Origin of the sequence: uncultured Erythrobacter sp., assembly GCF_947492365.1 — a bacterium.
Lineage (GTDB): Bacteria > Pseudomonadota > Alphaproteobacteria > Sphingomonadales > Sphingomonadaceae > Erythrobacter.
Map to the genome: position 1 here is coordinate 174,683 of NZ_CANLMB010000002.1, position 25,812 is coordinate 200,494.

The window sequence follows — 25,812 nt, forward strand, 5'->3', positions numbered from 1 at the left end:
GTGCTCGTAGCGCACCCTTCTGGCGATTTATGGTAAATCTGCACTTAACGCGCGATCAGACGAGTCTCGCATGCGATAAGGTGTTTTGCCTAAGGGGCAAGCCGGTGCGGGGATTTGTCCCGAGACAGGATTGCGGCGCGAGTGCGAGGCTGACACAAGGCAAGGTGTGAGCTCGCTTCCCCCCTCCCGATATGCTGACGACAGCCGCGTGCGCGCAGTGCTCGGGCCGACCAATACCGGCAAGACGCATCTGGCAATCGAGCGGATGTGCGCGCATTCCTCCGGCATGATGGGCTTCCCGCTGCGATTGCTGGCGCGCGAGGTTTATGACCGGGTGCGCGCGATCAAGGGGGATGACCAGGTCGCGCTGATCACCGGCGAAGAACGGATCGAGCCGCACAAAGCGCGCTATTTCTGCTGCACGGCCGAAGCGATGGACCGGCTGGGAGCGGGCGAAAGTGGTCGCCATGCCTTTGTCGCGATTGACGAGGCGCAGATCGGCGCTGACCCGGAACGCGGGCATATCTTCACCGACCGGCTCCTGCATGCGCGCGGGCGGGAGGAGACGATGATCCTTGGCTCAGCGACGCTCGAGCCCATCGTGCGCCATCTGATCCCGCGAGCCGAGATGGTAGAGCGCCCGCGCTTTTCCACCCTCACCCATTCGGGAACCGCCAAGCTCTCTCGCCTGCCCCCGCGCAGCGCGATCGTCGCCTTCTCGACCGAGCAGGTTTACGCGATGGCCGAGGCTTTGCGCCGGTTTCGCGGGGGTGCGGCGGTGGTAATGGGCGCGCTTTCGCCCGAGACGCGCAACAAGCAGGTCGAGCTGTTCCAGAATGGCGAGGTCGATTACATCGTCGCCACCGACGCGATCGGCATGGGGCTCAATCTCGACCTCAACCACGTCGCCTTTGCCGCGCTGTCTAAATTTGACGGTCGGCGCAAGCGGCGGCTGACCCCTGCCGAGATGGCGCAGATCGCCGGACGCGCTGGACGGCATCAGCGCGATGGTAGCTTCGGCACTCTGACAGGTGGTGGTTCGCGCTCCGGTGCTCCGCTCGAATTTTCCGAGGAAGAGATCTACGCGATCGAGGAGCACAAATTTGCTCCCCTCACCAAGCTCTATTGGCGGGAGGCCGAGCCGCGCTTTGACACGCTTGAAGTTCTGATCGGCGACCTCGAAGCCAAACCCCACAGCGAAGTGCTGCTCGCCGCACCCCAGGCGATTGACCTCGCGGTGCTCAAACGCCTCGCAGAGGAGCCGCTGGCCGGTTCGATCAAGGGTTCGGGCAGCGTGCGGCGTTTCTGGGAAGCGTGCTGTCTTCCCGATTTCCGGCAGGTCGGAGTCGACCCGCATGCGCGATTCGTGGCGCGGCTGTGGCAGGATCTGCGCGATGGCTATCTCGGCGCCGATTTCATCGCTGCACGCATTGCGGAACTCGACCGGCCCGGCGGCGACATCGATACTTTGCAGGGAAGGATAGCCGCGATCCGTTCCTGGGCCTATATCTGCCAGCGACCCGACTGGGTGCTGGCGCGCGACGAGATGGCAGCGCGTGCGCGCGCAGTCGAAGCGAAGCTCTCCGATGCGCTGCATGCGCGGCTCACGGAACGCTTCGTCAACCGGAGGACGACGATCTTGATGAAATCACTGGGACAGGATGGCAGCGCCCTGCCTGTGACCCTTGAAGCCGACAATTCGCTAACCGTTGAAGGCGAGGTGATCGGCAAGCTTGATGGCTTCCGCTTTGTGGTCGATCCGCAGGCAGGGCTTGGCGAGCGCAAGATGCTGCTCGCGGCTGGCGAGAAGGCCCTGCCCGGCATTCTGGCACAACGCGCCGAGCAATTGCTGGCCGCGGGACTTGATGATTTGATTGTCGAGCAAGGGTCCGTCCAGTGGCATGGGCAAAAGCTGGCAGAGATTGTGATCGCGGACGATTTTACCGCACCGAGGCTGGAGTTCGCACGCGAGCTTTCTACGCTGCCGGATGCTGCCAAGGCCAAGCTGGAGACAGGCCTTTCCGACTGGTTGACCGCACAGCTCGAACCGCTCAGCCCCTTGCGTAAACTGGCCGAGGCTGCGCGCGATCCGCAAGCGGGCAGCGAAGCGCGTGCTTTGCTGATTACACTGGTCGATGCGCGCGGTGTGGTGAGCCGTGAGAAAGCCGGCCTAGAACATCTGCCCAAGGAAATGCGGCCCTTTCTGCGCAAGCTTGGCGTAACATTCGGTGCGCTCGATATCTTTGCCGCAGCCCTGCTCAAACCAGCGCCGCGCCGCTTGCTTCACGCTCTGGGCCTCGACAAACGGCCCCTGCAAGAGATGATGCTGCCCGTGCTGGCCGATAACAAAACCGTTCCGGCGGGATACCGGCTTGCGGGCAGTCAGCTCATCCGCGTTGATCTGGCCGAAAAGATCCTGCGCGCCGCTTTCGATGCCCGGGCAAAGGCGAGCGCTGCCAAACAGCGCAATCCGCGCTTCCGGCTTGATCTTGCTCTGCCCATCTCGATTGGTCTGGAGCAGGACAACGCGCAAAGGCTTCTGGGCAGCGCGGGTTTCCGGCTTCAACGCGCCCGGGTCTTGCCCGAAGGGGCGCATGGGCCAGCCGCGCCAGACAGCTGGTTATGGCGGCCAAAGCGGCCCGGCGAAGAGAATCGCAAGGAAGCAAAGGGCCGCGGCAAACCCCGCCATACGGGCAAGAAAGGCAAGCCAGGCAAGAAACCGCCCCAAAAGCGCGGCGCGCAGGGCGCACGCAAACCCAGAGACAGAACGGTAGATACCGGCCCTGCCCGCGCTAGCGGTGCGTTCGACAAATTGGCGGACCTGCTCGGCGGTTGAGAACACAGTGAGCAGGCAGTGAGCGCGCAGTGAGCACAGGGGATCAAACCTCGATCCGGATCGACCGGCTGCTGGTTTACCTGCGTTTTGCCCGCACGCGCTCTGCTGCGCGCACCATGATCGAGGGGCACGCTTTGCGGCATAATAGAAAACATGTGCAGCGCGTGAGCGAGAGTGTCGCTATCGGCGATGTGCTGACTGTGGTGGTTGGCGGCGAGGTCCGCGTGGTCGAACTTTTGTCGATACCCACCCGGCGCGCATCGCCCGCGCGGGCCAAGTCTCATTATCGTGAGCTTGACCCTCAAGCCTAAATGCCCTTAGCAGCGCGGCCAATTGTTGATCAGAGTTTTAGCCTAAGGGGGCCTGTGCCCCGAACTATCCGGATGAAAGACGCCCAATGACTTACGTCGTCACCGAAGACTGTATCAAATGCAAATACACCGACTGTGTCGAGGTGTGCCCGGTCGATTGCTTTTATGAAGGCGAGAATATGCTCGTCATCAATCCCAGCGAATGCATCGATTGCGGCGTGTGTGAGCCCGAATGCCCTGCCGAGGCCATCCTTCCCGACACCGAAGACGGGCTTGAGAAATGGCTCGAGCTCAACACCAAGTTCTCTGCTGAGTGGCCCAACATCACGGGCCAGAAAGACCCGCCCGCCGATGCCGACGATCACAAGGGTGAAAAGGGTAAGTTCGAAAAGTTCTTCAGCCCAGAACCGGGCGAAGGCGACTAATTTTCACGGTCTTTTGAACGCTCACAAACGCATATTCTAACACAGGTAAGCCTGTTCGATTCGGGCGACTCGCAATTTTGTTGCGATTGTGTTATATAATGCTGCAACCGCGCTGGTTGGTCCCGGCGCTGGCGATGAAAACCGGAAAGGCCAACAACCAGCAACACCAGACTTGGACGGTTCCTGTGCGGGGCCCGATGTCTTTGAACAAGACGCGGGGCCGAAAGGAAAACTTGTCTGTCATTTGCTGGCTTGGAAGCCGCTAGAAAGGAACTTGCATGGCAAGCAATGCGCCCGCCTTCACTGTTGGCGATTATGTTGTCTATCCCAAGCACGGCGTTGGCCGCGTGATCGAACTTCAGAACGAAGAGATCGCCGGCATGCAGCTTGAACTCTACGTCCTGCGTTTTGAAAAAGAGCGCATGACTTTGCGCGTTCCGACCAACAAGGTTGAGTCGATCGGCATGCGCAAGCTGTCTTCGGACAAAACGCTGAATGAAGCGATGGAAACCCTCAAGGGCAAACCCAAGGTCAAGCGCACCATGTGGTCGCGCCGCGCCCAGGAATACGAAGCGAAGATCAATTCCGGCGAGATCGTATTGATCGCCGAAGTGACGCGCGACCTGTTCCGCCCCGACGATCAGCCCGAGCAGAGCTATTCGGAACGTCAAATCTTCGAAGCTGCCTCCAGCCGCCTTGCGCGCGAACTGGCTGCGATGGAAGAAACCGACGAGCCGACAGCGCTCGAGAAGATCCTCGAAGTTCTGCGCGAGCACGCGCCGCAATATTACGACAACGACGAAGACGACAAATAGGCGCTTCGTTGCTGTGAAAGATTGAGGGCCGCCCTGCGACAGGGTGGCCCTTTTTCGTTGGGCAAGCGAGGTTCAAAGTTACAACTAAGTTATATCTTCGCTTGAATTGCCTTCAGAGGTGTATTATGTGCACAACACGGTTTCAGAAGGCGGAGAATTCACATGAATATTTGGTTTGCAAAACGCGCGGCCCCGATCGCAGCGCTTGCCTTGGGCGCAGGTTTGGCCGGTTGCGATGTCAGGATCGATAGCAATTGGGGTGAGGTCGAAGGCGTTGCCCTCGAAGAACTCGACATGTCAGGCGAAGCGCCCGACACGATCCAGCTGGCGGGTCCGGACCGCGTCATCATCAGTGAAGGCGATGAGCTGACTATCACGCTCGAAGGCGACGCCGAGGCAGGCGAAGCCTTGCGCTTTGATCGCAATGGCGACCGGCTTACAATTGCGCGGGACCAGAGCATCTTTGACGGATCGGGCAAAGCGATTGTCCGGATGACTCTGCCCGCGCCTGAAAATCTTGAGATCGCCGGAAGCGGTGAAATCCAGGCCGCGGCCGTCGCAAGCAATGCCGAACTCGAGATCGCTGGTTCAGGCAGCATTACGGTCGATGCAGTCGATGCAGAACGGCTCGAAGTGGATATTGCCGGATCGGGTGATGTGCGCGCAGCAGGCACTGCCGATACGCTCGACATCGACATTGCGGGTTCGGGCAATGTCCGATTGGGCGAACTGCTGGCCGAGGACGTCTCGGTTGGAATCGCTGGTTCGGGTGATGTTGAACTCGCCTCCAATGGCCGCGTCGATGCCAGCATTGCCGGTTCTGGGGACGTCCGCGTCACCGGTTCGGCGACTTGCCATGTAACCACCGCAGGCTCCGGCTCGCTGACCTGCCGCCCGGCTGACACGGCTGATGAGGCCGCAACGCAAGAGGGCTCGGAAGACGCTTCGGAAGACGCGGCGGAAACCGGGGCGGAAGACGCAGCGGAAGAATAGTCCGCCAGTCTGGTCCTGACCCGGCTTGCATTCCAGACACGAGCGCGCATTGTACCGCCATGCGCGCTCGTTCTCTTTTGGGCCTCATGGCCGCCTCACTCACTCTTTCAGGGTGTATCGCAAGCACAGTGGCCGACGTCGTGACAGCGCCAATCCGTGTGGGCAGCCGCGCGGTTGACCTTGCCACGACCAGCCAGTCAGAAGCTGACGAGGCCCGCGGCCGCGAGATCCGGCGGCGCGAAGAACGGCTTGGCAAGCTCGAGCGCGACTATCGCGAACAGGTCGAGGAATGCGAGGACGGGAGTCGCAGCGCCTGCCGCGAGGCGGAAGAGACCCGGGCCGAGATCGAAGAACTTCTTCCCACCATCCCGGTTGAGCCCGACGATTAATCCGCAGCTGCCCGGCGCAAGCGGTCATTGATCGCGCGCCCAACCTCTCCATAGGGAATAGGCGCAACCGCGATGCGCGGTTTCGGGGAAGCCGCCGCCTGATGCATGCAGTCGTAAAGCCGCGCCGCCGCTTCGTTGAGATCGCCTGCACTCGAAAGCGTGCAATCGCCTTGGACAAGCCCAAACCCGATGAAGAATTCATCCTCTTCAGCCCTCGCCGCACTCAGCCGCAGCTTCTTGCCGGGCGAATAATGACGCGCCAATTGTCCGGGCGCTTCGATACCGATCGCCTCGCTCTCGGTTTCCGGCCCGAGAATTCGCTCAAGCGTTTCCCTGGTGACCGGTCCGGGGCGCAGCAGGTTCCATCCGCCTCCAGCTCGCAGTGCCACAATCGAGGATTCCAGCCCCTCCTGACTCGCGCCGCCATCGACCACGAGTGAGCAAGCAGCTCCGAGCGACGCGATGACATGTTCGGCGCGTGTCGGGCTGATCCCCTCGCTGCGATTGGCTGACGGGGCGGCAAGCGGAAAGCCTGTAGCTTCGAGCACTGCGCGCATGGCCTTATGCGCGGGTTGACGCAAAGCAATGGTCGGCAATCCCGCCGTCACGGCGCCGGCGATGGCAGCATCCTCGCGCAGAGGCAGGATCAGAGTGAGCGGACCAGGCCAGAACCTATCAGCCAGATCGCGCGCGCGTTCGTCAAAAACCGCCAGCTGCTCGGCCTGAGCAAGGTCGCTGACATGGACGATCAGTGGATTGAAGTCGGGACGCCCCTTGGCGGCATAGATCGCTGCCACCGCATCGGCACTATCAGCCCGCGCCGCGAGGCCGTAGACCGTTTCAGTCGGGATCGCGACAAGACCACCGGATTCGAGGATTCGCACGGCTCGCGCGATTCCTTCGGCGTCGGGGGCCACCACTTCCGTAACGTTCTTGCCGCTCATGCGCGCTCGCTATAGTCTTGCGCGGCAACTGCCAAGATGCAGACGCACTCGATGCACTTCACACAGGACCAGAATCGCCCGTGACACCCTTTACGCCGCCTACCCAAGACCAATTGCTGGCCATCCGCGTCAATGCAGGGATCGAAGACCTCGCCCGAAGCGAGAAGTTCGCCCATGCCGAGCCCGATCTGGTCGAGGCGGTTGTCGCCGGCGTGGGCGATTTCGCCGCCGGAGAATTCGCGCCGCTCAACCGGGTGGGTGATCTGGAGGGCGCAGTGCTCGAGAACGGCGTGGTCCGCCTGCCCGATGGCTACGGCGCAGCCTATCAGGCCTATGTCGAGCAGGGCTGGAACTCGATTGCCAGCTCGGTCGATTATGGCGGGCAAGGTCTGCCTTTCACCCTGTCCTGCAATGTGCTGGAAAATCTCGGCACCGCGAATATGGCGTTCAATCTGCTACCAATGCTGTCCGTCGGCGCGATCGAGGCGATTGAACATCACGGCAGCGACGCACAAAAGTCGACATTTCTGCCCGACATGGTCAGCGGCAAATGGTCGGGAACGATGAACCTGACCGAGCCTGCCGCCGGTAGCGATCTGGGCGCCCTGCGCGCGACCGCCGAGCCGATCACCGACGGAGAACATGCCGGCAAGTACAAGATCGCCGGGCAGAAAATCTTCATCACCTGGGGCGATCACGAGCTGGCGGAGAATATCATCCACCTCGTCCTCGCCCGCCTGCCCGATGCACCCGAAGGATCGCGCGGCATTTCGCTCTTCATTGTGCCCAAATACCACGTCAATGCCGACGGTTCGCTTGGACCGCGCAACGATGTGCGTCCGGTTAGCCTTGAGCACAAGCTCGGCATCAACGCCTCGCCCACCTGCATCATGTCCTATGGCGACAATGGCGAATGCATTGGCGAACTGGTTGGCGCAGAGAACCGCGGGCTGATGGCCATGTTCACGATGATGAACAATGCGCGCATCAATGTCGGCAACCAGGGCGTGCAGATTGCCGAACGCGCGGCGCAGCAGGCCGCGGCGTTTGCGGCAGAACGTGTGCAATCGGCGCGCGCTGGCTCTCCCGACAAGACTCCCGTGGCAATTATCGAGCATCCCGATGTGCGGCGCATGCTCCTGCGCATGAAGGCGCTGACCGAAGCGGTTCGCGCGCTGCTCTATTACTGCGCGGGGCAAGTTGATCGCGGGACCATTGGCGATGAAGCCGCTGCCAATCGCGCCGAAATCCTCGTCCCACTGCTCAAGGCATGGGGTACCGACACCGGAGTTGAAGTCGCAGGGATCGGAGTCCAGATCCATGGCGGAATGGGCTTTGTTGAGGAAACCGGCGCAGCGCAGCACTGGCGCGACTCCCGCATTGCCCCGATTTACGAGGGCACAAACGGCATTCAGGCGGCAGATCTGGTGACGCGCAAGCTGGGCCTTGAAGGCGGCGAGGCGATGATTGCGCTGTTCGAGGAGATCGGGCGCGATGCCAGTGATGAAGCAGGATTGGCAGCGCTGGCACTGGATTGCGCCAATATCGCCCGTTGGATGCGCGATGATGCCAGCCTTGATGATCGCCTCGCGGGCAGCGTTCCGTTCTGCACTATGGCGGCAGTCGCAGTCGCAGCTTGGCAGCTCAAACGACAAGCCGAGGCTGTGGCAAAGGGTGCAGCACCTGCTTTGGAAGAGATCAAGCCTGTGACAGCGCGCTTCTTCCTCGATCACATTGTTCCGGAAGCCCTTGGCCTCAAAGCCAGTGCGATTTCAGGGGCAGAACTGCTTTACGCTCTCTCTTCAGAAACACTGGCCGGATGAAGTGGGTGTGACCGGCCGGCGTGATCTTTGGGAACGGATTGCCTCCGCACTCGACCGGCTCGCACCGCCAGTGGCTGCGCCTGTCGATTGGTTGTCGCACTGTGCCTATGTCTGGGACGGAGGATCGGCTCGCCCGATTGTGGCATTGGAAACGGTCGGACTCGCTAAGTTGCGCGGGATAGACGAGCAGAAAAGCGCCATTCTCGCCAATCTCAAACGTCTCGCAGCGGGCGCAGCGGCACATGACATGCTCCTGTGGGGCTCGCGCGGAATGGGCAAGTCGGCGCTGATCCGTGCTGCAATTGACGAACTGGCTTCCGGTGACGATGGCGGGGTGGCTCTGGTCCAGATTACCTCCGGATCGCTCCCACGCATTGCCGATCTGCTGGTGGAGCTTGGCGGGCAAGAGCGCGCCTTCCTCCTCTACCTCGATGATCTCGGCTTCGATAGCGGTGCGGCTCAGGATAATCTGGCGCTGCGCAGCCTGCTCGATGGTGGCGTCATGGCACGGCCTGCAAATGTCCGGTTGGCCGTCACCTCGAACAGGAGGGCGATTGTCGCGCGTGATTGGGATGAGAGCAATGCGCGGCACGAACGCGACGAGCGTGATAACGCACTGGCTCTGGCCGACAGGTTCGGCCTGACATTGGGTTTTCACCCTTGCGATCAGGAGACCTATCTGGAGATCCTGCGCGCCTATACCGACCCACTCGATATCGAAGTGGATGAAGAGGAAGCGCTCAGATGGACGATTGCTCGCGGCAGCCGATCAGGACGCAGCGCCTATCAATATGCTTGCGAACTGGCCGGACGGGCGGGCCTCAAGCTTTAATTGACCTGCTGACCGGCCTGTTGGCGCAGGAAATCTTCCTCGAACACGGCTCTTGGATCAACCAATTCGCGCTGCGGGCGCAGCGGCTCGCTTTCAAGCTCGGCGATTCCAGCACCTGGCGTGCTTTCAGGGGCAATGGTGCGCCAGATGATGCCAGCAGTGTCGTCCGAAACCAGCAGTGAGCCATCCCCGGCCCACTCCACCCACGTCGGACGGCCTTTGGTGGTGCCGTCTTCATTGAGGAAGCCTCCCAGAACGAGAGTCGGCGCGCCTGTCGGATTGCCGAATTCGTCAAAACCGACATAGATCACGTCATAGCCAGAGGGTGGCTTACGATTCCACGATCCATGGCGCGCGATAAAGGCCCCGCTGGCCATTTCGTCGCCCATCCGGTGGCCTTCTTTAGTGAAAACCAGGCCTAGCGCGGCCACATGTGGCCCCAGCGCATATTCTGGGTTGCGCACATAGCTGTCGAGGAAGCGCGGCATCGGCGCTTCGACCCGGCGGTCGAAATTGTCGTAGTAATAGATCCACGGCCAGCCGTAATTCACGCCAAGCGGGACATTGGTAAGGTAATCGGGCACGAGATCCGAACCGAGCATGTCGCGTTCATTGACCGTGGTCCACAATTCGCCGCTCCACGGGCTGAAATCGAGGCCATTGGGGTTGCGCAGACCCGCGCCGAATGGACGGTAAGAGCCGGTTTCGAGCGTGTATTCCCAGATCATGGCGCGGCCTTCTTCGACCGCCATGCCCGATTCGCCGATATTGCTAACCGAACCCACTGCTATGAAAAGGCGGTCGCCATCGGGATGCAGCTCCATATTGCGCATCCAGTGCCCGCCGCCTGCTGGCAGATCCATAAGCTTGCGGCCCTCGCCGGTCACTTCGAGGCTACCCAACTCGTAATCATAGGCCAGAACGGCGTTGTGATTGGCGACATAGAGCGTGCCGTCCGCCCAGCTCATGCCGGATGGCGAGTCGAGACCCTCTGTCAGAATGACCTGCTGCAATTCAGCCGCGCCGTCGCCATCGGCATCGCGCAGCAGCACGATTTCATTGGGAGATTCGCCTGCGGCGCCCGCTTCGGAGAAGAGATAGCCCGCGACCCAGCCGCGGATAGTGTCCATGATCCCGCCATCGCCGCCTTCGCTTGCCGGAGCGCGGGTGAGCGTCACCAGAACATCGCCATTGGGCAGCGCATAGAGCACACGCGGGTGATCGAGCCCTTCGGCGAAGCGGTTGACCGTGAAGCCTTCCGCCGGCTCGGGTGCTTGACCCTCTTCCCAGCCCACCGGCTTGGCAATCTGGACGGTCGGGAAGCTCTCTGCCTCCGGGGCCTGCAATGTGGGTTCGGGGCCCGTGACCTCATCGACCGAGAGATCGGCAGTGTCGCCGCGCGACAGGTAGTAAAGAAATGCACCGACGATTACGATGAAGACGACGAGCGCGATTGCGAGCTTGCGAAGAATACCCATGTGGGCTGGGATAGTTTAGCGGCAGGTTCGCGACAACAGCTTAATGATACAGGATCACCCGCGATGTACGATTTCCAGCCTGACCCCGCGCTCGGCAAGGCGGAGCTTTATCGCCAGTTGTGCGATGCCGCCGACGCTCTGACCCGCGATGAAGTCGATGGTGTGGCCAATATGGCCAATGTTGCGGCGCTGATCTGGGAATTTGTGCCCGAGCTGAACTGGGCGGGCTTTTACCGGATGGGCGCCAATGCAAATGGGGCCAAGGAACTGGTGCTTGGGCCGTTTGTGGGCCGCCCCGCCTGTATCCGCATCCCCTTGGGCAAAGGGGTGTGCGGCACCGCTGCGAGTGAGGGGGCGACCCAGTTGGTTGAAGATGTGCATGCTTTCCCGGGCCATATTGCTTGCGATGCGGCGAGCCGGTCGGAAGTTGTGGTGCCAGTGATGCGCGCAGGTGAAGTTGCTGCCGTGATCGACCTCGACAGCCCCGAAGCGGCGCGATTTGATGCCGAGGACGCTGCTGGTCTCGAAAAACTGGCCCAAATCCTCGCTGAACGGATCTAGGGCCCGATCACCTTAGGCAAGGCTTTCGCCCCGAAACGAGACAGCACCCCTCGCGCAGCTTGGCCATGCGTCTGCGAGGATGATAAACCCTGCGCTAACCATTTGAAACGTCACGCGGGTGCGAGTCGCGCCTTAGATTCGGGGATTTACGCATGCATTTAGATAACAAGCTCCGCAGCATGAGCATCTTGGCCTTCGCCACTGCAATGGCTCTGCCCGCAGCTGCCCAAGCGCAAGTTTATGCTCCCGCCCCCATGAGCGATGCCGAAGTACAATCGCTCCCGCCTGAGTACCAGTCCGGTCCGGTAACTTCGGAGTACACCGAAACTTCGGTGGACGAATATGGGGTCGAAACAATCACCCGCACGCGTCGGATTGAGCACCCTGCGCCCTATCCCGGTAGCGAACCTGCCCATACAGCTACATATGCGCCCACCTATCAAGAGGCCAGCTACGCGCACGCTGGAAGTGTGTTTGAGCGCGATCAGTGGCTCGATGAGTGCGAACGCCGCACCAATGGCCGTTCGAACCGCGAGAAAGGCGGGATTATTGGAGGCCTGTTGGGTGCAGTCGCAGGCGGGATTATCGGCAATCGCGCCTTTGACAGCGAACGCCTGGGCGGCACACTGCTTGGGGTCGGAGTTGGCGGCCTGGCGGGCGGATTGCTCGGCAGCCTGATCGGCGGCGGTCGTGATGATCGTGGCGAATACGATTGTGAGGCCGCGCTTGACGGGTATCTGTCGCAGTATGGTCACTCTGGCACGGTTCCTGTGACACGCGTCGCAACCCGCTCGATTCCGGCCCGAGCGCCTGCTTATGCGGCCCCCGCCTACCCTGCCTATGCCCCACCGGTTCAATATGGCTACGGTTATGCTCCGGCTTACCAGTCCTATGGCTACACCTACCAACCGCCGCAGCAGGTTGTGTATGTACCCGTTCAGTACCAGCAACAGCAGCGCGTGATTGTGCGCGAGACCGTGCGCGAGGAGGAAGTGCCTACTGGCGCGACTCGTTCGATCCCCAGGCCGGCTCCTGCAACCACGCCTGCCCCGGCGGCACCCCGACCGGTTCCAGCGCAGCCGCGCTACATCAAGGGCAATTGATCGAGCAGCAAAGTTGCGCAGCGCAACTTTGGCAGATGAAAAAATCGGGCCGAAGTGACTAGCTCACTCCGGCTCGATTTTTGTTAAGCCTTTGATATAAAACTAGATATCGCCACCGGTAAGGCGCTGACAAAGCATGTCCAGCTGATCCAGTGTCGCGTATTTGATGGTGATTGCACCAGAGCGCGGATCTGTGTCGGCCTTGATCCTGACATTGAGGCCGAGATATTCCTCCAGATGCCGTTGCACCGCGACGATATCAGCATCGGCACCAGCATGAGGAGCACTTTCTGCTTCGGCTCCTTTGATCGACTTCGCGACCTTGCGCACCAATTTCTCGATTTCGCGGACTGACAGGTTGTCGTTCACCGCTTGTCGCGCGAGCGTTGCCGCGTCTTCGCGCCCGATGAGTGCACGAGCATGCCCCATCGACAATCTTCCAGCCTCGACCAGATCAAGCACTGCCTCAGGAAGGCCGAGCAGGCGCTGAATGTTGGCAACGTGGCTGCGCGATTTCTCGACCATTCGCGCAATTTCGGCCTGAGTCATGCCCTCTTCGTCTGAAAGCCGCTGATAGGCTCGCGCTTCTTCGACCGGATTGAGGTCTTCGCGCTGCAAATTCTCGATCAGTGCCAAGGCCATAACCTCACGATCATCCAGATCGCGGACCAGAGCGGGAATTTCGTGCAACCGCGCCTTTTGCGCCGCGCGCCAACGACGCTCGCCGGCGACCAGCTGATAACGGCCATCGCCAAGCGGTCGGACGATGATGGGTTGGATCACGCCGCGCTTCGAGATTGACGCCGCAAGTTCCTCAAGCGCCGCTTCGTCAAAATGTTTGCGGGGATTGCCCGGAAGTGGCCCGATCGAGGCAATTGTGAGTGACTTCAGCGGTGAATCCAGCGCATCTCCATCGGAAGAGCTTGCTCCACCCTCCCCGCGCACCAAAGGCTCTTCGCGCTTGGTCTCTCCCATGAGCGCACCAAGCCCTTTGCCGAGCTTCTTCTTGCGGTCAGTCGGTCCGCGCTGCGGCACCGAAAAACGGATCGGATCGCTTGATTTACTCATGCTGCTTCCCTTTCAGGGGGGAATCGACCGATCAATTCTCGCGCCAACGCGATGTAAGCGCGGCTACCGGTGCAGGAATGGTCATAGACGAGCGCGGGCAATCCATGGCTCGGAGCCTCAGAAAGGCGGACATTGCGCGGAATCACCGTTTCAAACACTAGGTTTCCGAGACAATCACGCACTTCTTCAGCAACTTCGTCGGTTAGCCGGTTGCGGCGGTCAAACATCGTCAGTGCAACGCCAATGATACCCAGCGTGGGGTTGAAGCGCTGCTGCACCCGCTCGACAGTCTGGAGCAGCTGACTCAGTCCCTCGAGCGCGAAAAATTCGCATTGCAGAGGCACGAGGAGTGTGTCCGCAGCACAAAGGGCGTTTAGCGTGAGCAAGCCCAGCGAGGGTGGACAATCAATGAAGCAAATTTCGTGGCCGCCGTGATTGCTCAAGGCGGTGCGCAGGCGCGCGGTGCGCTCTTCGACCGACACAAGCTCAACTTCTGCCCCGCTCAAGTCCACCGTAGCCGGCACGATGTCGAGGCCAGGTATGCTTGTTTCGACAACAGCCTCGGCGATCGGAACCTCATCCACCAGAAGATCGTAGCTCGAAATCTCGCGCGAGCTCGCATCAACTCCAAGGCCGGTCGAAGCGTTGCCTTGCGGATCTAGGTCGATGAGCAGGGTGCGCCAGCCTGTCGCCGCCATCGCGGTTGCCATATTGATCGCGGTTGTGGTCTTGCCCACGCCGCCCTTTTGATTGGCAATCGCAATTGTCAGCATTTCGCGCTTTTCCCTCCGCCCCTGTGGTGGGGCTCCCTCTCGGTTTACATCAGGTTGTGAGTTCATTTGCTCACGATGATACCGGCTTCTTGATCGGTCAATGAGTGTTTCACGTGAAACATCTTCCGAATCGAAGCTTTTGTTGCATTCAATTCGTGCGCTGCAGATCGACCTTTGGGCAAGAGATAGCGCGTCGCCTTTGTGGAGAAGGGTGCGGATAACCGGAGGAGTTTTTCCAGCGGTGCGAAGGCGCGTGCCGAAATGACCCAGCTTTCAAACGGTGTGACCCGTTCGAGTCGCTGGCCTTCAACCACACAATTATCAAGTGCGAGCTGCTTGACGCAAAACTCAAGAAACTCGACCCGCCGCGCGCGCGATTCAACCAGAACCACAGGGATATGCGGTCTAAGGATGGCAATCACCAAGCCCGGCAATCCCGGTCCAGCGCCCAGATCCATCCATGGTCCTGGGGCGCCGTCTTCATATGTTTCACGTGGAACATGTTCGAGCAATTGCGCGCTATCCGCGATATGGCGAGTCCAGATCTGAGCCTCTGATGGCTTACTGATCAGGTTTTGCTTCAGGTTCTCGGCTAGCAACAATTCGCAGTAGCGGACCACCTTTGCCATCGATCGCTCGTCAGCAAGGCTTTCAACATAGGCACGCGCCTCTGCCTCCGTCGAGATTAGCTTGGGTTCGGTCACGCGGCACACTGCCATCGGCGAGCATGGACCAGCAATGCCGACAGTGCGGCAGGTGTGATTCCCGGAATCCGTCCCGCGGCAGCAAGAGTGGTTGGAGCTGCGGAAGTCAGACGCTCGATCATCTCGTTGGAGAGGCCTGGAACACCATCGTAGGGAAAGTCCGACGGTAAAGGCAATTCTTCACTCGCCCTGAGGTCGCGCAATTCCGCTTCCTGACGGGCAAGATAGGGTGCGTAGGCCTCATCCTCAGCCATTTCCTCTACCAGGCTGCGATTGGCGCCCTCCAACCCGTCCAGCCATGGCATGAGCGCTGCGAGCGAGACACCGTCATGCCGTAGCCACTCACTGAGCGGCTTTTCCCCTCCATCACGCCGTACATTGAAACCCTTGTCCGCGAGTTCCTTCGCATGGACTTGTTTGGCAAAGGCGCTTGCAACGTCAGTCCTGAGTGTTTCGCGTCCTTCGAACCAATCTTTGCGTTCCTCGGCAATACAGCCCGACGCAATCCCCAGCGGGGTTAGGCGGGTCGAGGCGTTGTTTGCACGCAGGCGCAAGCGGTACTCGGCACGTGAAGTGAGCATGCGATAGGGCTCGCTCACCCCTTGCAAAGTAAGATCATCGATCATCACGGCGATGTAGGAGTTAGCACGGTCGAGCGCCGGTGCCGCCTTACCCAGAACCGCAGCAGCAGCCTCCAGGCCAGCCACACAGCCCTGCGCGGCCGCCTCTTCGTAACCGGTTGTGCCATTGATCTGCCCTGCACAATAAAGCCCCGGAATGGCGCGCAGCTGCAAGTCAGGGGTCAAAGCACGAGGGTCGATGTGATCATACTCAACGGCGTAACCCGGCACAGCCATCTCAACCGACGCAAGACCGGGCATGGCGCGGAGCATACCAAGCTGCACATCGACCGGAAGCGAGGTGCTGATCCCGTTGGGATAGACCAGGTGTGTTGTCAGCCCCTCGGGTTCCAAGAAAACCTGATGGCCGTCGCGGTCGCCAAATCGGTGGATCTTGTCCTCGATCGATGGACAGTAGCGCGGTCCAGCAGCATCGATCGCACCAGAAAATAGCGGCGAGCGATGCAGGTTAGCGCGAATAATCTCGTGGGATGCCTGTGTGGTGCGGGTGATCGCGCAGAAGATCTGCGGATTGGACCGGCGTGGCGTGAGAGCCGACATAGTCCAATCTTCATTATCCGAAGGCTGTTCATCAAGCGCCGCCCAGTCGATAGTCCTCCCGTCGAGCCTCGGCGGGGTCCCGGTCTTGAGCCTCGCCATCGGTAGATCAGCATCGCGCAATTGTTCAGCGAGCCGGATCGCTGCATTTTCTCCAATCCGTCCACCTTCAAAGCGTTCTTCTCCGCGAAACAGGATTCCGCCGAGGAAGGTGCCCGTACACAATACAATCCGCTGCGAGGCGAGAATTGTCCCGTCGGCGAGTTCCAACCCGCTCACCGCACCGCCCTCGAGGGTCAGAGACGCAGCCTCTCCTTCAACTAGCGTCAGGTTTGCCTGGTGGCGCACGATCCGCTGAACCTCAGCTTTGAACAAGACCCTGTCCGCCTGCACGCGCGGGCCCCAGACGGCACTGCCCTTGGATCGGTTGAGCATGCGGTAGTGGATCGCGCCAGCATCCGCAGCGCGGCCGATCACCCCATCCAACGCATCCACTTCGCGCACAAGGTGACCCTTACCCAACCCGCCAATCGCGGGGTTGCAGCTCATCGCGCCGATTGCATCGAGGTCGAAACTAACAAGTCCCGTGCGCGCACCCATCCTTGCGGCGGCACAGGCCGCATCAACACCGGCATGTCCGCCGCCGATCACAAGGACATCAAAGCTCTGCATGGCGCGCCAGATAGGCGTTTGCCCTCGAAGGGTCAAAGGCCAATCACCAAAACTGTTTCACGTGGAACACAATGGCATGGGCCCTCCAGGAGGTCACTTCCCGATGCAGAACCGCCCAAACAATGTATCGAGCATATCCTCCGTCGTTGCCCGCCCAATCAATCGATCGAAAGCGAGCCGCGCGCTCCGCAGTTCCTCGCCAACCAACAAGAGATCGCTCTGCTCCAGCGCGGCACGAATAGCAGCGTGAGCCTCCTCCAACCGTGCAACTTGCCGAGCATTGAGTGCGCCCTCCCCCGCCTTGGGCAAGGCAGAGCGTGCCTCAACGACCAGAGCCAGTTTCAGATCCGCAATACCCACTCCATTGGCTGCCGAGACCACATGAGCCCCGCTGGCTTTGGGTGCGAAATCCGGTGAGTCCGAGCGGGCTGCAATCTCCCACGCGTCTCGTGGCCCAGCTCCCTCTGGCCCGAGCCAAAGAACGAGATCAGCGCGCACCAACTCACTTCGTGCGCGATCAATCCCGATTTGCTCGATTTCTTCACCTCCTTGATCGCGCAAACCTGCAGTATCGACCAAAGAGAAAGGCACACCCATGATTGCCACCGATCTCTCGATCACGTCGCGAGTCGTCCCGGCAATTGGCGACGTGATCGCAGCTTCACTATCAGTCAGGGCATTGAAGAGTGTTGATTTGCCCGAATTCGGCGGACCGGCAAGGACAACCCGAAAGCCCTCTTTGAGCTTTTCTGCACGCGGAGCCGAAAGCGCTTGCTCAAGCTCCCCATCCAACTCGGCGAGGCCTTCGGTAAACCCCGCCGGCAATTCGCCAACATCATCCTCGTCAGAGAAATCCAAAGCCGCTTCAACCTGTGCCGACAATCTCAGCACTGCCTCACGCCATGATCCCACTTTCGCAGAGAGGCGCCCGTCAACATTGGCAATCGCAGCGGCACGCTGAAGCTCGGTTTCCGCCTCCAGCAAATCGGCAAGCCCTTCAGCCTCAGCCAAATCTATCCGACCATTGGCAAAAGCACGGCGGGTAAACTCCCCCTCCCCTGCCGGGCGCAACCCTTCGATCTTTGACAATGCGTCAGAGACCGCAGCCAGAACCGCTCGGCCGCCATGACAGTGGAGCTCCGCACAATCCTCGCCAGTCGCCGTCGCTGGTCCGGGGAACCACAGCACCAGCGCTTCATCAAGCAATTCGCCGGATTGGCTGCGCAATCGAGCAAGGCTCGCGCGGCGAGGTTCGAAACTACGACCTGTCAGCGCCTGCAACGCAGCACCCGCCTGCGGACCGCTGATCCGTAGGACAGCAATCGCGGCAGGGGGAGACCCGCTAGAAACCGCGTAAATAGTTGAAATCTCGTGCTTTACCACCAGTTTTTCGTTCCCGGTGCGCGATCCAGCAACCTAGTCGTCAGACGAGCCCTTTTTCGTCCCACTCGATGAGGAGCCACCTGAGCCGCGCATTCCGCCTTCTACAAAGTTCTGGAATAGCTTGAGGCCCATTTGGCCCATTGGTGCGAGCGCCTGGGCATATTCCTGCAATTGCGCGGGGTTGCTTACCCCCTTCATCGCCTTGGCGATGTTGTCGACATAGGCGCTATTGGCTTCGCTTACATCGGGAAGCCCCATGAAGCTGCGCGCCTCTTCGGGCGTACATTCGATTTCGACATTGATCTTCATGGGTGACTCCCTTGGTTCCACCATTGGTGCTGATACGATGTGTATTTGGGTTTGCACATCCCTTCTCGCAATGGCTAGACCGCGCAAAGAAACGAACCAAGAGGGAAATGGGAACCATGGGCGAAGCCGTTAGCATCGAACAATCGCTCGCCAACTGGCACCGCGTTGCCGAAAATGGCAGCAAAGCGGACGAGCTCAGTGCGATCCTGCACGAAAATGCTGTGTTCCACTCACCCGTCGTCCACACACCCCAGCGCGGACGCCCGATCGTGCATGCCTACCTGTCAGCAGCAGCTGTGGCGCTTGGAAATGACAGCTTTCGCTATGTTCGAGAAGTCGCCAGCGGGAACACGATTGTGCTCGAGTTTGAGACCGAAATGGAAGGTATCCACGTCAACGGGATCGATATGATCACATTCGACGTAAACGGTCTCATCACCGATTTCAAAGTGATGATCCGCCCACTCAAGGCTGTGAACAAGGTTTGGGAAATGATGGCCGGACAGCTTGAGAGCCAACGCTCCTAAACATTTGGAGGAGAGAGGAAATAGTCGCCTCGCGTCTTAGGATCGATCGGCACGCCCAATACAGCCTGAATACCCAAAAGCCCTGAGAGCCCACCAGCCCCGATCGCCACACCCAAGGCGATGTGCAAGCCACCCCAAAAGCTCAAAAACCAGAGCAGGATCGGGCGCGGCTTCGTGCGGAACAGCTCTCGATTTGGAACGTCGGCCTCGCGCAAGATCTCCGAGGCCAGGCTGTGATCTTCCGCCGTGACGCGCAGGCGGTATCCGCCATAAGCGAGCGACTCATAGATAGTGGCGGTGTAATGCTCCCCATCCATGCTGACAAAGATGCCATATCCGCGGAGCATCGAGGCAATCTCGATAACCTCGAAGCGCGACAGAAAAATCGCCAGCAGCACCATGGTGCCCGGACGATGCTCCTGATCGCTGACCCCTTCGAGCATTGCGCGCAGACTACTGATTCATCGTGTCGAAGAAGTCTTCGTTGGTCTTGGAATCCTTCATCTTGTCGAGCAGGAATTCCATCGCATCCACCGTGCCCATCTGCATGAGTATCCGGCGCAGCACCCACATCTTGGAGAGTTTGTCCTTCTCCACCAGCAGCTCTTCCTTACGCGTGCCGGACTTGCCAACATCGAGCGCGGGGAAGATGCGTTTGTCGGAAACCTTGCGGTCGAGAACAATCTCCGAATTACCGGTGCCCTTGAACTCTTCAAAGATCACTTCGTCCATGCGGCTGCCAGTGTCGATCAGCGCGGTGGCAATGATGGAAAGCGAGCCGCCCTCCTCGATATTACGCGCTGCACCAAAGAAGCGTTTCGGACGCTGGAGAGCATTCGCATCGACACCGCCAGTCAGCACCTTGCCCGAGCTCGGCACCACGGTGTTGTAAGCACGGCCAAGACGGGTGATCGAGTCCAGCAGGATCACGACGTCATGCTTATGCTCGACGAGGCGCTTCGCCTTTTCAATAACCATTTCAGCGACTTGAACATGGCGATTGGCCGGTTCGTCAAAGGTCGAGGAGATAACCTCGCCCTTCACGGAGCGTTGCATGTCGGTGACTTCTTCAGGCCGCTCGTCAACGAGCAGTACCAACAGGAAGACTTCGGGATGATTGTCAGTGATCGCCTTGGCGATATTCTGCAGCAACACCGTCTTACCCGTGCGCGGCGGCGCAACGATCAGCGCACGTTGGCCCTTGCCTTGCGGTGAAACTATATCGATCACCCGCGCCGACTTATCCTTCACTGTGGGATCATCACTGTCGAGATTGAGCTTCTGATCGGGATAGAGCGGGGTCAGATTGTCGAAATTGGTGCGGCGGCGAACAGCGTCAGGCTCGTCGAAATTGACCGTTTTGAGGCTCGTCAGCGCAAAATAGCGTTCGCCTTCGTTCGGCGCGCGGATTTCACCTTCGACGGTGTCACCTGTGCGAAGGCCCCATTTGCGAATCTGGTTGGGCGAGAGATAGATATCATCAGGACCAGCGAGGTAGTTCGCCTCGGGCGAGCGCAGAAAACCGAAACCGTCCTGCAGCACCTCGATAGTGCCGATACCCATGATGTTTTCTTCGTATTCCTCATCCTCAGCGAGCTCGCGCAGGATGCTGAACAGGAGATCTTGACGGCGCATGGTCGAAGCGCCTTCGACGCCCAACTCCTCAGCCATACTGACCAGTTCTGCCGGGGTGCGTGCTTTCAAGTCTTTGAGATGCATTGAATTTGTACTTTCGAACTTAGGAGATAGCCGGCGGGTCGATACCTCTTTGGACGAGGTGTCCTGATGATCTGGACGCGCACTTTGGAAATCGCAGCGCGCATTCGTAATTCTCAGCAGGGCATTCAGGTCGAGGTTGGGCTTGGAGAAAGCAGACCAGGCCACGCTTGAATGCGCAGCCGATGCCGTTTTGAAGCGTGCAAAATACGAGCGACGCGGCTCAACGTCAATCGGCAATGCGCAGAGCGAAAGCTCTAGAAGGGTTTAAGCACCACCAGCATCACGATGAGCAGCAGCAAAAGACCCGGAACCTCACCGATCAAACGCAAGGTTTTCTCAGTCAGCGGGCGCTCACCCCTCGCCATCTTCTTGGTCTGTGCCACCAGCCAGCCGTGATAGCCGGATAACGCGAAAACAAGCGCAAGTTTTGCATGCAACCAGCCATACGAAAAATAGCCGAACCCGAATGCGAGTGAGAGCCCGAAGATCCAGACTAGCAAAATGCTGGGAGTAAGGATGATCTTGCGCAGCTTACCCATCCGCTCGGCCCATTTGGCCTCGCCCTCGGAACCGGGCGCATGATCGAGCATATAGATGGCTTGGCGCGGCAACATGAACAGCCCGGCAAGCCAAAATACCACAAAGGTGATGTGACCAACTTCGAGCCAAGGCGAAATGGCTAGCAAAACATCCTTCATATCCGTCCTCTAAGCTCCGCGCACAGCACGAAGCAATTGTTCAACATGGTCAATCGGCGTGAATTGCCCGATCCCGTGACCCAGATTGAAGACATGCGGCCGCCCTTCAAATGCCTCGATGATCGCGCGCACGCGCTTGGGCAGTTCAGGCCCGCCTACCTCGACCAAAAGCGGATCGAGATTGCCCTGCACCGGCATCTCATCAGGCAAGACCAAATGGGCCCATGCCGGATCAAGCGTCTCATCCAGCCCGATAGCATCCACACCGGTTTCACGCGCATAGGCTGGAAGCTTGGCCCCTGCTCCTTTTGGAAAACCGATCACCGGAGTTTCCGGATGCGATTGCTTGATCGCAGCAGTGATCCGCGCATTGGGTGCGATGACCCAGCGTTCGAATTCGTCGGGTGCAAGGCTACCTGCCCAACTGTCAAACAGCTGCACAGCCTCGGCGCCAGCATCGATCTGACCGCGCAAATACTCGATCGACATATTGGCAATCGCATCCAGAATCGCCGCCATCCGCTCTGGATCGCGGTATGCGAGCAAACGCGCTGGTCCCTGATCCTTCGAGCCCTGCCCTGCGATCATGTACGTCGCCACGGTCCAGGGAGAGCCTGCAAAGCCCAGCATCGTCACTTTGTCGCCGATCTGCGCGCGGGTGCGCCGCACCGTCTCATAGACCGGATCAAAATGGGCTTTATGCTCGGTGAATTGATCGAGAGTGGTTTCGAGCAGCGTGGGTGAAAGTTTCGGCCCCTCGCCAGCCAGAAACTCCAATCCCTGCCCCATCGCGTGTGGAACGATTAGAATATCGGAAAACAGGATCGCGCCGTCAAAACCAAAGCGCCTGATCGGTTGAATCGTCACCTCGGCTGCAGCTTCGCTGTCATAGACCAGCTCGAGAAACCCGCCCTTTTCAGCGCGAAGTTCCCGATATTCGGGTAGATACCGCCCGGCTTGGCGCATGAGCCAAACGGGAGGGATTTCTTGGGTTTTACCTCTGAGGGTATCGAGCAAGGGGCCAGGCATGGCGTTCCTCTAATCAAATAAATTATAAATTTAAAAGGATTGTTGGAGTCTGTTGGGCCTGTGGAAAGCGGGAATTACCAGCTCCTGCCCGATTTGTTCGTCTCCGATGATCAAACTGGAAGCCGGCGAATCTGCGCGGCTGCGCGGTCAACCATTATCTATCCCCGTTCTCCCCAGCCTGTTGGCAAATCATTTTCTGTGTCGAGAAAGCTGCGGGCCCAACCTGCCCTAGTGAGGATGAAATCCCCTCCCCTTCTTGTCGACAGTTCTCTCCCGTGGTTTATGCCTCCCACTATCCACAAGCAGACAAAGAGCATCTGATCCACCCGATGAACCGCTTGAATCTCCATTTGGTCTCTGACTCGACCGGTGAAACGCTGGAGATGATCGCGAAGGCTGCGCTTGCGCAATTCGACGATCCAACAGTCAGCCGGCATTTCTGGCCAATGGTACGCTCGCGTCAACATCTCGACCGGATTGTGCCCGATCTTGCCGACAATCCAGGCCTTGTCCTGTTCACACTGGTCAATCCGGACACACGCGCTCGGCTGGAAGAGCATTGCCGTCATCTCGGACTTCCAGCCGTGCCGGTGCTCGACCAGGTGACCGCGGCTCTTGAGGCTCAATTGGGGCAAGAAGCGCATGGCCGCCCCGGCCGCCAACACATGATGGATGCCGACTATTTCAAGCGCGTGGATGCGATCCAGTACACAATCGCGCATGATGACGGGATTGGATATGAGGATTGGGAGGACGCCGATATTGTTCTTGCTGGTGTCTCTCGCAGCTCCAAAACCCCAACCAGCATCTATCTCGCCAATCGCGGATACAAGGTCGCCAATATCCCATTGGTGGTCGAAAGCCCGCCCCCAAAAGCGCTGTTTGGCCTACGCCACCCCTTGATTGTCGGCCTTACCACTGCGCCAGAGCGGTTGGTGCAGATCCGGCGCAACCGGCTCTTGTCGCTCAACGAGGGCACCGAAACCTCCTATGTCGACAATGAGCGTGTTAAGGCGGAGACCCAGTTCGCCCGCCGTATGTTCGCCGACAATGGTTGGCCGGTAATCGACGTGACGCGGCGCTCGATCGAGGAAAGCGCGGCGGCAATCATCCGGTTGGTGCAGGAACGCGATCGCAAGGACCGGGTTGTCGGTGGAGTGTCCAAGCCAATATGAGCACGCCCCAGCTAATCCTCGCTTCCAAATCGGCCTCGCGCCGCGCAATGCTCGATGCTGCTGGTGTTCAATATGACGCCATGCCTGCAGATATTGACGAACGCGTGATCGAGCAGAACTTGCGCGGCGCAACTTCATCCGAGATTGCCGAGGCATTGAGCGTGGCAAAAGCGGTCGCATTGGCGGGTAAGCACCTCGATGCATTGGTTCTTGGAAGCGATTCGCTCGTTGTGGCTGGTGGCAAGCGTTTCGACAAACCCACGTCGCGGGATGATGCTGCCGAGCATTTGCGGTTCTTTTCCGGTCAGGTGATCGAGTTGCACAGCGCAGCAGCGCTGGTGCGCGGTGAAACCTGCGAATGGAGCCATGCGGATTGCGCGCGGCTTCATGTGCGCGAACTTTCTGAGGTGTTTATCGAGAACTATCTGGAACAGGAATGGCCTGAAATCAGCTACACAGTGGGCTGTTTCCGGATCGAGGCAATGGGGGTTCAATTGTTCGAGCGGATCGATGGCGACCAGTTCACAGTGCTCGGCATGCCACTTTTGCCCGTTCTTGGCGCCCTGCGCGAACAAGGCGTGCTCCTCTCGTGAGCGCAACGCAAGTTCATGTGATTGGCGACCCGATTGCGCAGTCCAAATCTCCGCTGATCCACAATTTCTGGCTCGAGAAACTTGGGCTCGAAGGCGAGTATTCCAGCGAGCAGGTCACAATTGAGGAATTGGCCAGCTATATCGAACGGCAGCGCTCCACGTCCGGCTGGGCGGGTTGCAACGTCACAATGCCGCATAAGCAAGCGGTGCTGCCATTTCTCGACCAGGTCGATCCGGTCGCGGCGCGCCTTTCAGCAGTGAACACTATTGTCCGCGGGGCGAATGGAGAGCTCACCGGGTTCAACACTGATGTTGGCGGATTTCTCGAACCGCTCAATGCGATCCTGAAGGCTCGACACCTGTTCCGGATGGCGAGGATCCTCGGCACAGGCGGTGCGGCCAGAGCGATCATCGCAGGTCTGGCCGATCATGGGTTCACGCTCGTCGTTGCCGGACGCAATCCCGACAAAGCACGGGCAATGCTGGATGAACTCGCACCCGGCGGCGAGCATCACGCCGTGCACTTGTCGCACTTTGCACGTCCCACCGACTTTGTTTTTGATGACCGCGAAGGCTGTCTCGATCTTGTTATCAATGCGTCGCCTTTGGGAATGACCGACAAACCCCCGCTTGAATTCGATTGGAGCCACGCGCCGCCAGGCAGCATTGCCTATGATATTGTGACCAGCCCGCTTGAAACATCTTTCCTGAAAGGTGCAGCGCGAGCGGGCCACCCCGTTATTGGCGGGTTGTCGATGCTGATCGGGCAAGCGGCGATCGCTTTCGAAAAGTTTTTTGGTGTCTCAGCTCCGCGTGATTGCGATAGTGAATTGATGGAGTTGTTGACCCGATGACACGTCCAACAATTATCGGCCTCACCGGCTCCATCGGCATGGGCAAGTCAACAGTTGCCGCGATGTTTGAACGCGCTGGCGTTCCCGTATTTGACGCCGATGCCGAGGTGCGCGCGATGCAAGGGCCTGAGGGTGAGCTCAATGCAGAGATCGAGACAGCCTTTCCAGGATCGACCGGCCCCGATGGTGTGAACCGTGAAGCGTTGGGAAAAATCGTCTTTGCTGATCCAGAAAGACTCGCTGCGTTGGAAGCTATCGTCCACCCCGCAGTTGCTCGAAAGCGCGCGGATTTCCTTGCTCAGAACGCGGATCAGCCGCTGATCCTGTTCGATATCCCACTTTTGTTCGAACGCGGTGGCGATGCCGCAGTTGATGTGGTTGTGGTGGTATCCGCTCCGGCCGAGGTGCAGCGCGAACGGGTACTGGCCCGGCCTGGAATGACCGCAGAGAAATTTTCCCACATACTTGGCCTGCAGACTCCCGATGCTGAAAAGCGTGAGCGGGCCGACCATGTGATCGACACAGGCACTACCCTGGTCGAGACAGAGGTTCAGGTGCATTCCTTGATCGAGCGACTTCGCCAGATAAGCCAAGAATAGCGTCTCAATCCTCTTGCGCAT

At 59.5% G+C, this 25,812-nt stretch carries 27 protein-coding genes; 15 read left to right on the forward strand and 12 right to left on the reverse strand.

Going from position 1 to position 25,812, the window contains the following annotated elements:
* Positions 1–265 precede the first annotated feature (265 nt).
* The 6 genes from Q0887_RS12100 to Q0887_RS12125 all read left to right on the forward strand — a co-directional run bounded on the left by Q0887_RS12100 (position 266) and on the right by Q0887_RS12125 (position 5,769).
* Positions 266–2,836 (forward strand): helicase-related protein, encoded by a 2,571-nt coding sequence (locus tag Q0887_RS12100; RefSeq protein WP_299196745.1) that lies wholly within the window; start codon positions 266–268, stop codon positions 2,834–2,836.
* A gap of 29 nt (positions 2,837–2,865) precedes the next feature.
* Positions 2,866–3,147: a S4 domain-containing protein gene (locus tag Q0887_RS12105; protein ID WP_299195738.1), complete on the forward strand. Its 282-nt coding sequence runs from the start codon at positions 2,866–2,868 to the stop codon at positions 3,145–3,147.
* Between the two features lie 86 nt (positions 3,148–3,233).
* Positions 3,234–3,572, forward strand: a complete 339-nt coding sequence (fdxA, locus tag Q0887_RS12110) for a ferredoxin FdxA (RefSeq protein ID WP_299195739.1) — start codon at positions 3,234–3,236, stop codon at positions 3,570–3,572.
* Between the two features lie 278 nt (positions 3,573–3,850).
* Complete coding sequence (locus Q0887_RS12115) at positions 3,851–4,387, forward strand: CarD family transcriptional regulator (protein ID WP_299195741.1); 537 nt, start codon at positions 3,851–3,853, stop codon at positions 4,385–4,387.
* 162 nt (positions 4,388–4,549) lie between these two features.
* A complete protein-coding gene (locus tag Q0887_RS12120) occupies positions 4,550–5,380 on the forward strand; it encodes a head GIN domain-containing protein (RefSeq protein WP_299195743.1) in 831 nt (276 codons plus the stop codon).
* An 86-nt stretch (positions 5,381–5,466) separates the two neighbouring features.
* Positions 5,467–5,769, forward strand: a complete 303-nt coding sequence (locus Q0887_RS12125; RefSeq protein ID WP_299195745.1) for a hypothetical protein — start codon at positions 5,467–5,469, stop codon at positions 5,767–5,769.
* Here Q0887_RS12125 and Q0887_RS12130 read toward each other — a convergent pair.
* Positions 5,766–6,713, reverse strand: a complete 948-nt coding sequence (locus Q0887_RS12130) for an L-threonylcarbamoyladenylate synthase (RefSeq protein ID WP_299195747.1) — start codon at positions 6,711–6,713, stop codon at positions 5,766–5,768. The genes Q0887_RS12125 and Q0887_RS12130 overlap by 4 nt on opposite strands.
* Positions 6,714–6,793: 80 nt before the next feature.
* On the opposite strand from Q0887_RS12130, the gene Q0887_RS12135 reads away from it, so the two are divergent.
* Positions 6,794–8,536, forward strand: coding sequence for an acyl-CoA dehydrogenase (locus tag Q0887_RS12135; RefSeq protein ID WP_299195749.1), 1,743 nt, complete (start codon positions 6,794–6,796; stop codon positions 8,534–8,536).
* A 7-nt stretch (positions 8,537–8,543) separates the two neighbouring features.
* Positions 8,544–9,368 (forward strand): DUF815 domain-containing protein, encoded by an 825-nt coding sequence (locus tag Q0887_RS12140; protein WP_299195751.1) that lies wholly within the window; start codon positions 8,544–8,546, stop codon positions 9,366–9,368.
* Here Q0887_RS12140 and Q0887_RS12145 read toward each other — a convergent pair.
* On the reverse strand, positions 9,365–10,846 hold the full coding sequence (locus Q0887_RS12145; protein ID WP_299195753.1) for a PQQ-dependent sugar dehydrogenase: 1,482 nt from the start codon (positions 10,844–10,846) through the stop codon (positions 9,365–9,367). The genes Q0887_RS12140 and Q0887_RS12145 overlap by 4 nt on opposite strands.
* Before the next feature lie 63 nt (positions 10,847–10,909).
* Here Q0887_RS12145 and Q0887_RS12150 point away from each other — a divergent pair, with 63 nt between their 5' ends.
* Entirely contained in the window at positions 10,910–11,407 is a 498-nt protein-coding gene (locus Q0887_RS12150) for a GAF domain-containing protein (protein ID WP_299195754.1), read from the forward strand.
* A 179-nt stretch (positions 11,408–11,586) separates the two neighbouring features.
* Positions 11,587–12,510, forward strand: coding sequence for a hypothetical protein (locus Q0887_RS12155; RefSeq protein ID WP_299195756.1), 924 nt, complete (start codon positions 11,587–11,589; stop codon positions 12,508–12,510).
* 102 nt (positions 12,511–12,612) lie between these two features.
* Here the strand turns inward: Q0887_RS12155 and Q0887_RS12160 are convergent, their stop codons facing one another.
* From Q0887_RS12160 to Q0887_RS12185, 6 genes are all read right to left on the reverse strand, one after another.
* Complete coding sequence (locus tag Q0887_RS12160; RefSeq protein ID WP_299195758.1) at positions 12,613–13,578, reverse strand: ParB/RepB/Spo0J family partition protein; 966 nt, start codon at positions 13,576–13,578, stop codon at positions 12,613–12,615.
* The gene (locus Q0887_RS12165) at positions 13,575–14,351 is read right to left on the reverse strand and encodes an AAA family ATPase (protein WP_299195760.1); all 777 of its coding nucleotides are present in this window, start codon (positions 14,349–14,351) and stop codon (positions 13,575–13,577) included. Before Q0887_RS12165 ends, Q0887_RS12160 begins: the two co-directional genes overlap by 4 nt.
* A 62-nt stretch (positions 14,352–14,413) precedes the next feature.
* Positions 14,414–15,055 carry a 16S rRNA (guanine(527)-N(7))-methyltransferase RsmG gene (gene rsmG, locus Q0887_RS12170; RefSeq protein ID WP_299195762.1) on the reverse strand — a complete coding sequence of 214 codons (642 nt, stop codon included), beginning with the start codon at positions 15,053–15,055 and terminating at the stop codon, positions 14,414–14,416.
* Complete coding sequence (mnmG, locus tag Q0887_RS12175; RefSeq protein ID WP_299195764.1) at positions 15,052–16,905, reverse strand: tRNA uridine-5-carboxymethylaminomethyl(34) synthesis enzyme MnmG; 1,854 nt, start codon at positions 16,903–16,905, stop codon at positions 15,052–15,054. The genes rsmG and mnmG overlap by 4 nt, the downstream gene beginning before the upstream one ends.
* Before the next feature lie 93 nt (positions 16,906–16,998).
* On the reverse strand, positions 16,999–18,288 hold the full coding sequence (gene mnmE / locus Q0887_RS12180) for a tRNA uridine-5-carboxymethylaminomethyl(34) synthesis GTPase MnmE (RefSeq protein ID WP_299195766.1): 1,290 nt from the start codon (positions 18,286–18,288) through the stop codon (positions 16,999–17,001).
* Positions 18,289–18,321: 33 nt separating this feature from the next.
* Positions 18,322–18,597: a DUF6489 family protein gene (locus tag Q0887_RS12185; RefSeq protein WP_299195768.1), complete on the reverse strand. Its 276-nt coding sequence runs from the start codon at positions 18,595–18,597 to the stop codon at positions 18,322–18,324.
* A gap of 116 nt (positions 18,598–18,713) precedes the next feature.
* Here Q0887_RS12185 and Q0887_RS12190 point away from each other — a divergent pair, with 116 nt between their 5' ends.
* Positions 18,714–19,124 carry a nuclear transport factor 2 family protein gene (locus Q0887_RS12190; protein WP_299195770.1) on the forward strand — a complete coding sequence of 137 codons (411 nt, stop codon included), beginning with the start codon at positions 18,714–18,716 and terminating at the stop codon, positions 19,122–19,124.
* Here the strand turns inward: Q0887_RS12190 and Q0887_RS12195 are convergent.
* The 4 genes from Q0887_RS12195 to hemE all read right to left on the reverse strand — a co-directional run bounded on the left by Q0887_RS12195 (position 19,121) and on the right by hemE (position 22,570).
* Complete coding sequence (locus Q0887_RS12195) at positions 19,121–19,567, reverse strand: hypothetical protein (protein ID WP_299195772.1); 447 nt, start codon at positions 19,565–19,567, stop codon at positions 19,121–19,123. The two genes, Q0887_RS12190 and Q0887_RS12195, sit on opposite strands and share 4 nt — an antisense overlap.
* 10 nt (positions 19,568–19,577) lie before the next feature.
* Positions 19,578–20,843: a transcription termination factor Rho gene (gene rho / locus Q0887_RS12200; protein ID WP_299195774.1), complete on the reverse strand. Its 1,266-nt coding sequence runs from the start codon at positions 20,841–20,843 to the stop codon at positions 19,578–19,580.
* A gap of 254 nt (positions 20,844–21,097) precedes the next feature.
* Positions 21,098–21,541, reverse strand: a complete 444-nt coding sequence (locus Q0887_RS12205) for a CopD family protein (protein ID WP_299195776.1) — start codon at positions 21,539–21,541, stop codon at positions 21,098–21,100.
* Between the two features lie 9 nt (positions 21,542–21,550).
* Complete coding sequence (gene hemE / locus Q0887_RS12210) at positions 21,551–22,570, reverse strand: uroporphyrinogen decarboxylase (protein WP_299195778.1); 1,020 nt, start codon at positions 22,568–22,570, stop codon at positions 21,551–21,553.
* A gap of 329 nt (positions 22,571–22,899) precedes the next feature.
* On the opposite strand from hemE, the gene Q0887_RS12215 reads away from it, so the two are divergent.
* Genes Q0887_RS12215 through coaE form a run of 4 tightly spaced genes read left to right on the forward strand, consistent with a single transcriptional unit; the run spans position 22,900 to position 25,791 of the window.
* Complete coding sequence (locus Q0887_RS12215; RefSeq protein ID WP_299195780.1) at positions 22,900–23,745, forward strand: pyruvate, water dikinase regulatory protein; 846 nt, start codon at positions 22,900–22,902, stop codon at positions 23,743–23,745.
* On the forward strand, positions 23,742–24,338 hold the full coding sequence (locus tag Q0887_RS12220; protein ID WP_299195782.1) for a Maf family nucleotide pyrophosphatase: 597 nt from the start codon (positions 23,742–23,744) through the stop codon (positions 24,336–24,338). Before Q0887_RS12215 ends, Q0887_RS12220 begins: the two co-directional genes overlap by 4 nt.
* Positions 24,335–25,192, forward strand: coding sequence for a shikimate dehydrogenase (gene aroE / locus Q0887_RS12225; RefSeq protein ID WP_299195784.1), 858 nt, complete (start codon positions 24,335–24,337; stop codon positions 25,190–25,192). Before Q0887_RS12220 ends, aroE begins: the two co-directional genes overlap by 4 nt.
* On the forward strand, positions 25,189–25,791 hold the full coding sequence (gene coaE, locus Q0887_RS12230; RefSeq protein ID WP_299195786.1) for a dephospho-CoA kinase: 603 nt from the start codon (positions 25,189–25,191) through the stop codon (positions 25,789–25,791). Before aroE ends, coaE begins: the two co-directional genes overlap by 4 nt.
* Positions 25,792–25,812: the final 21 nt, after the last annotated feature.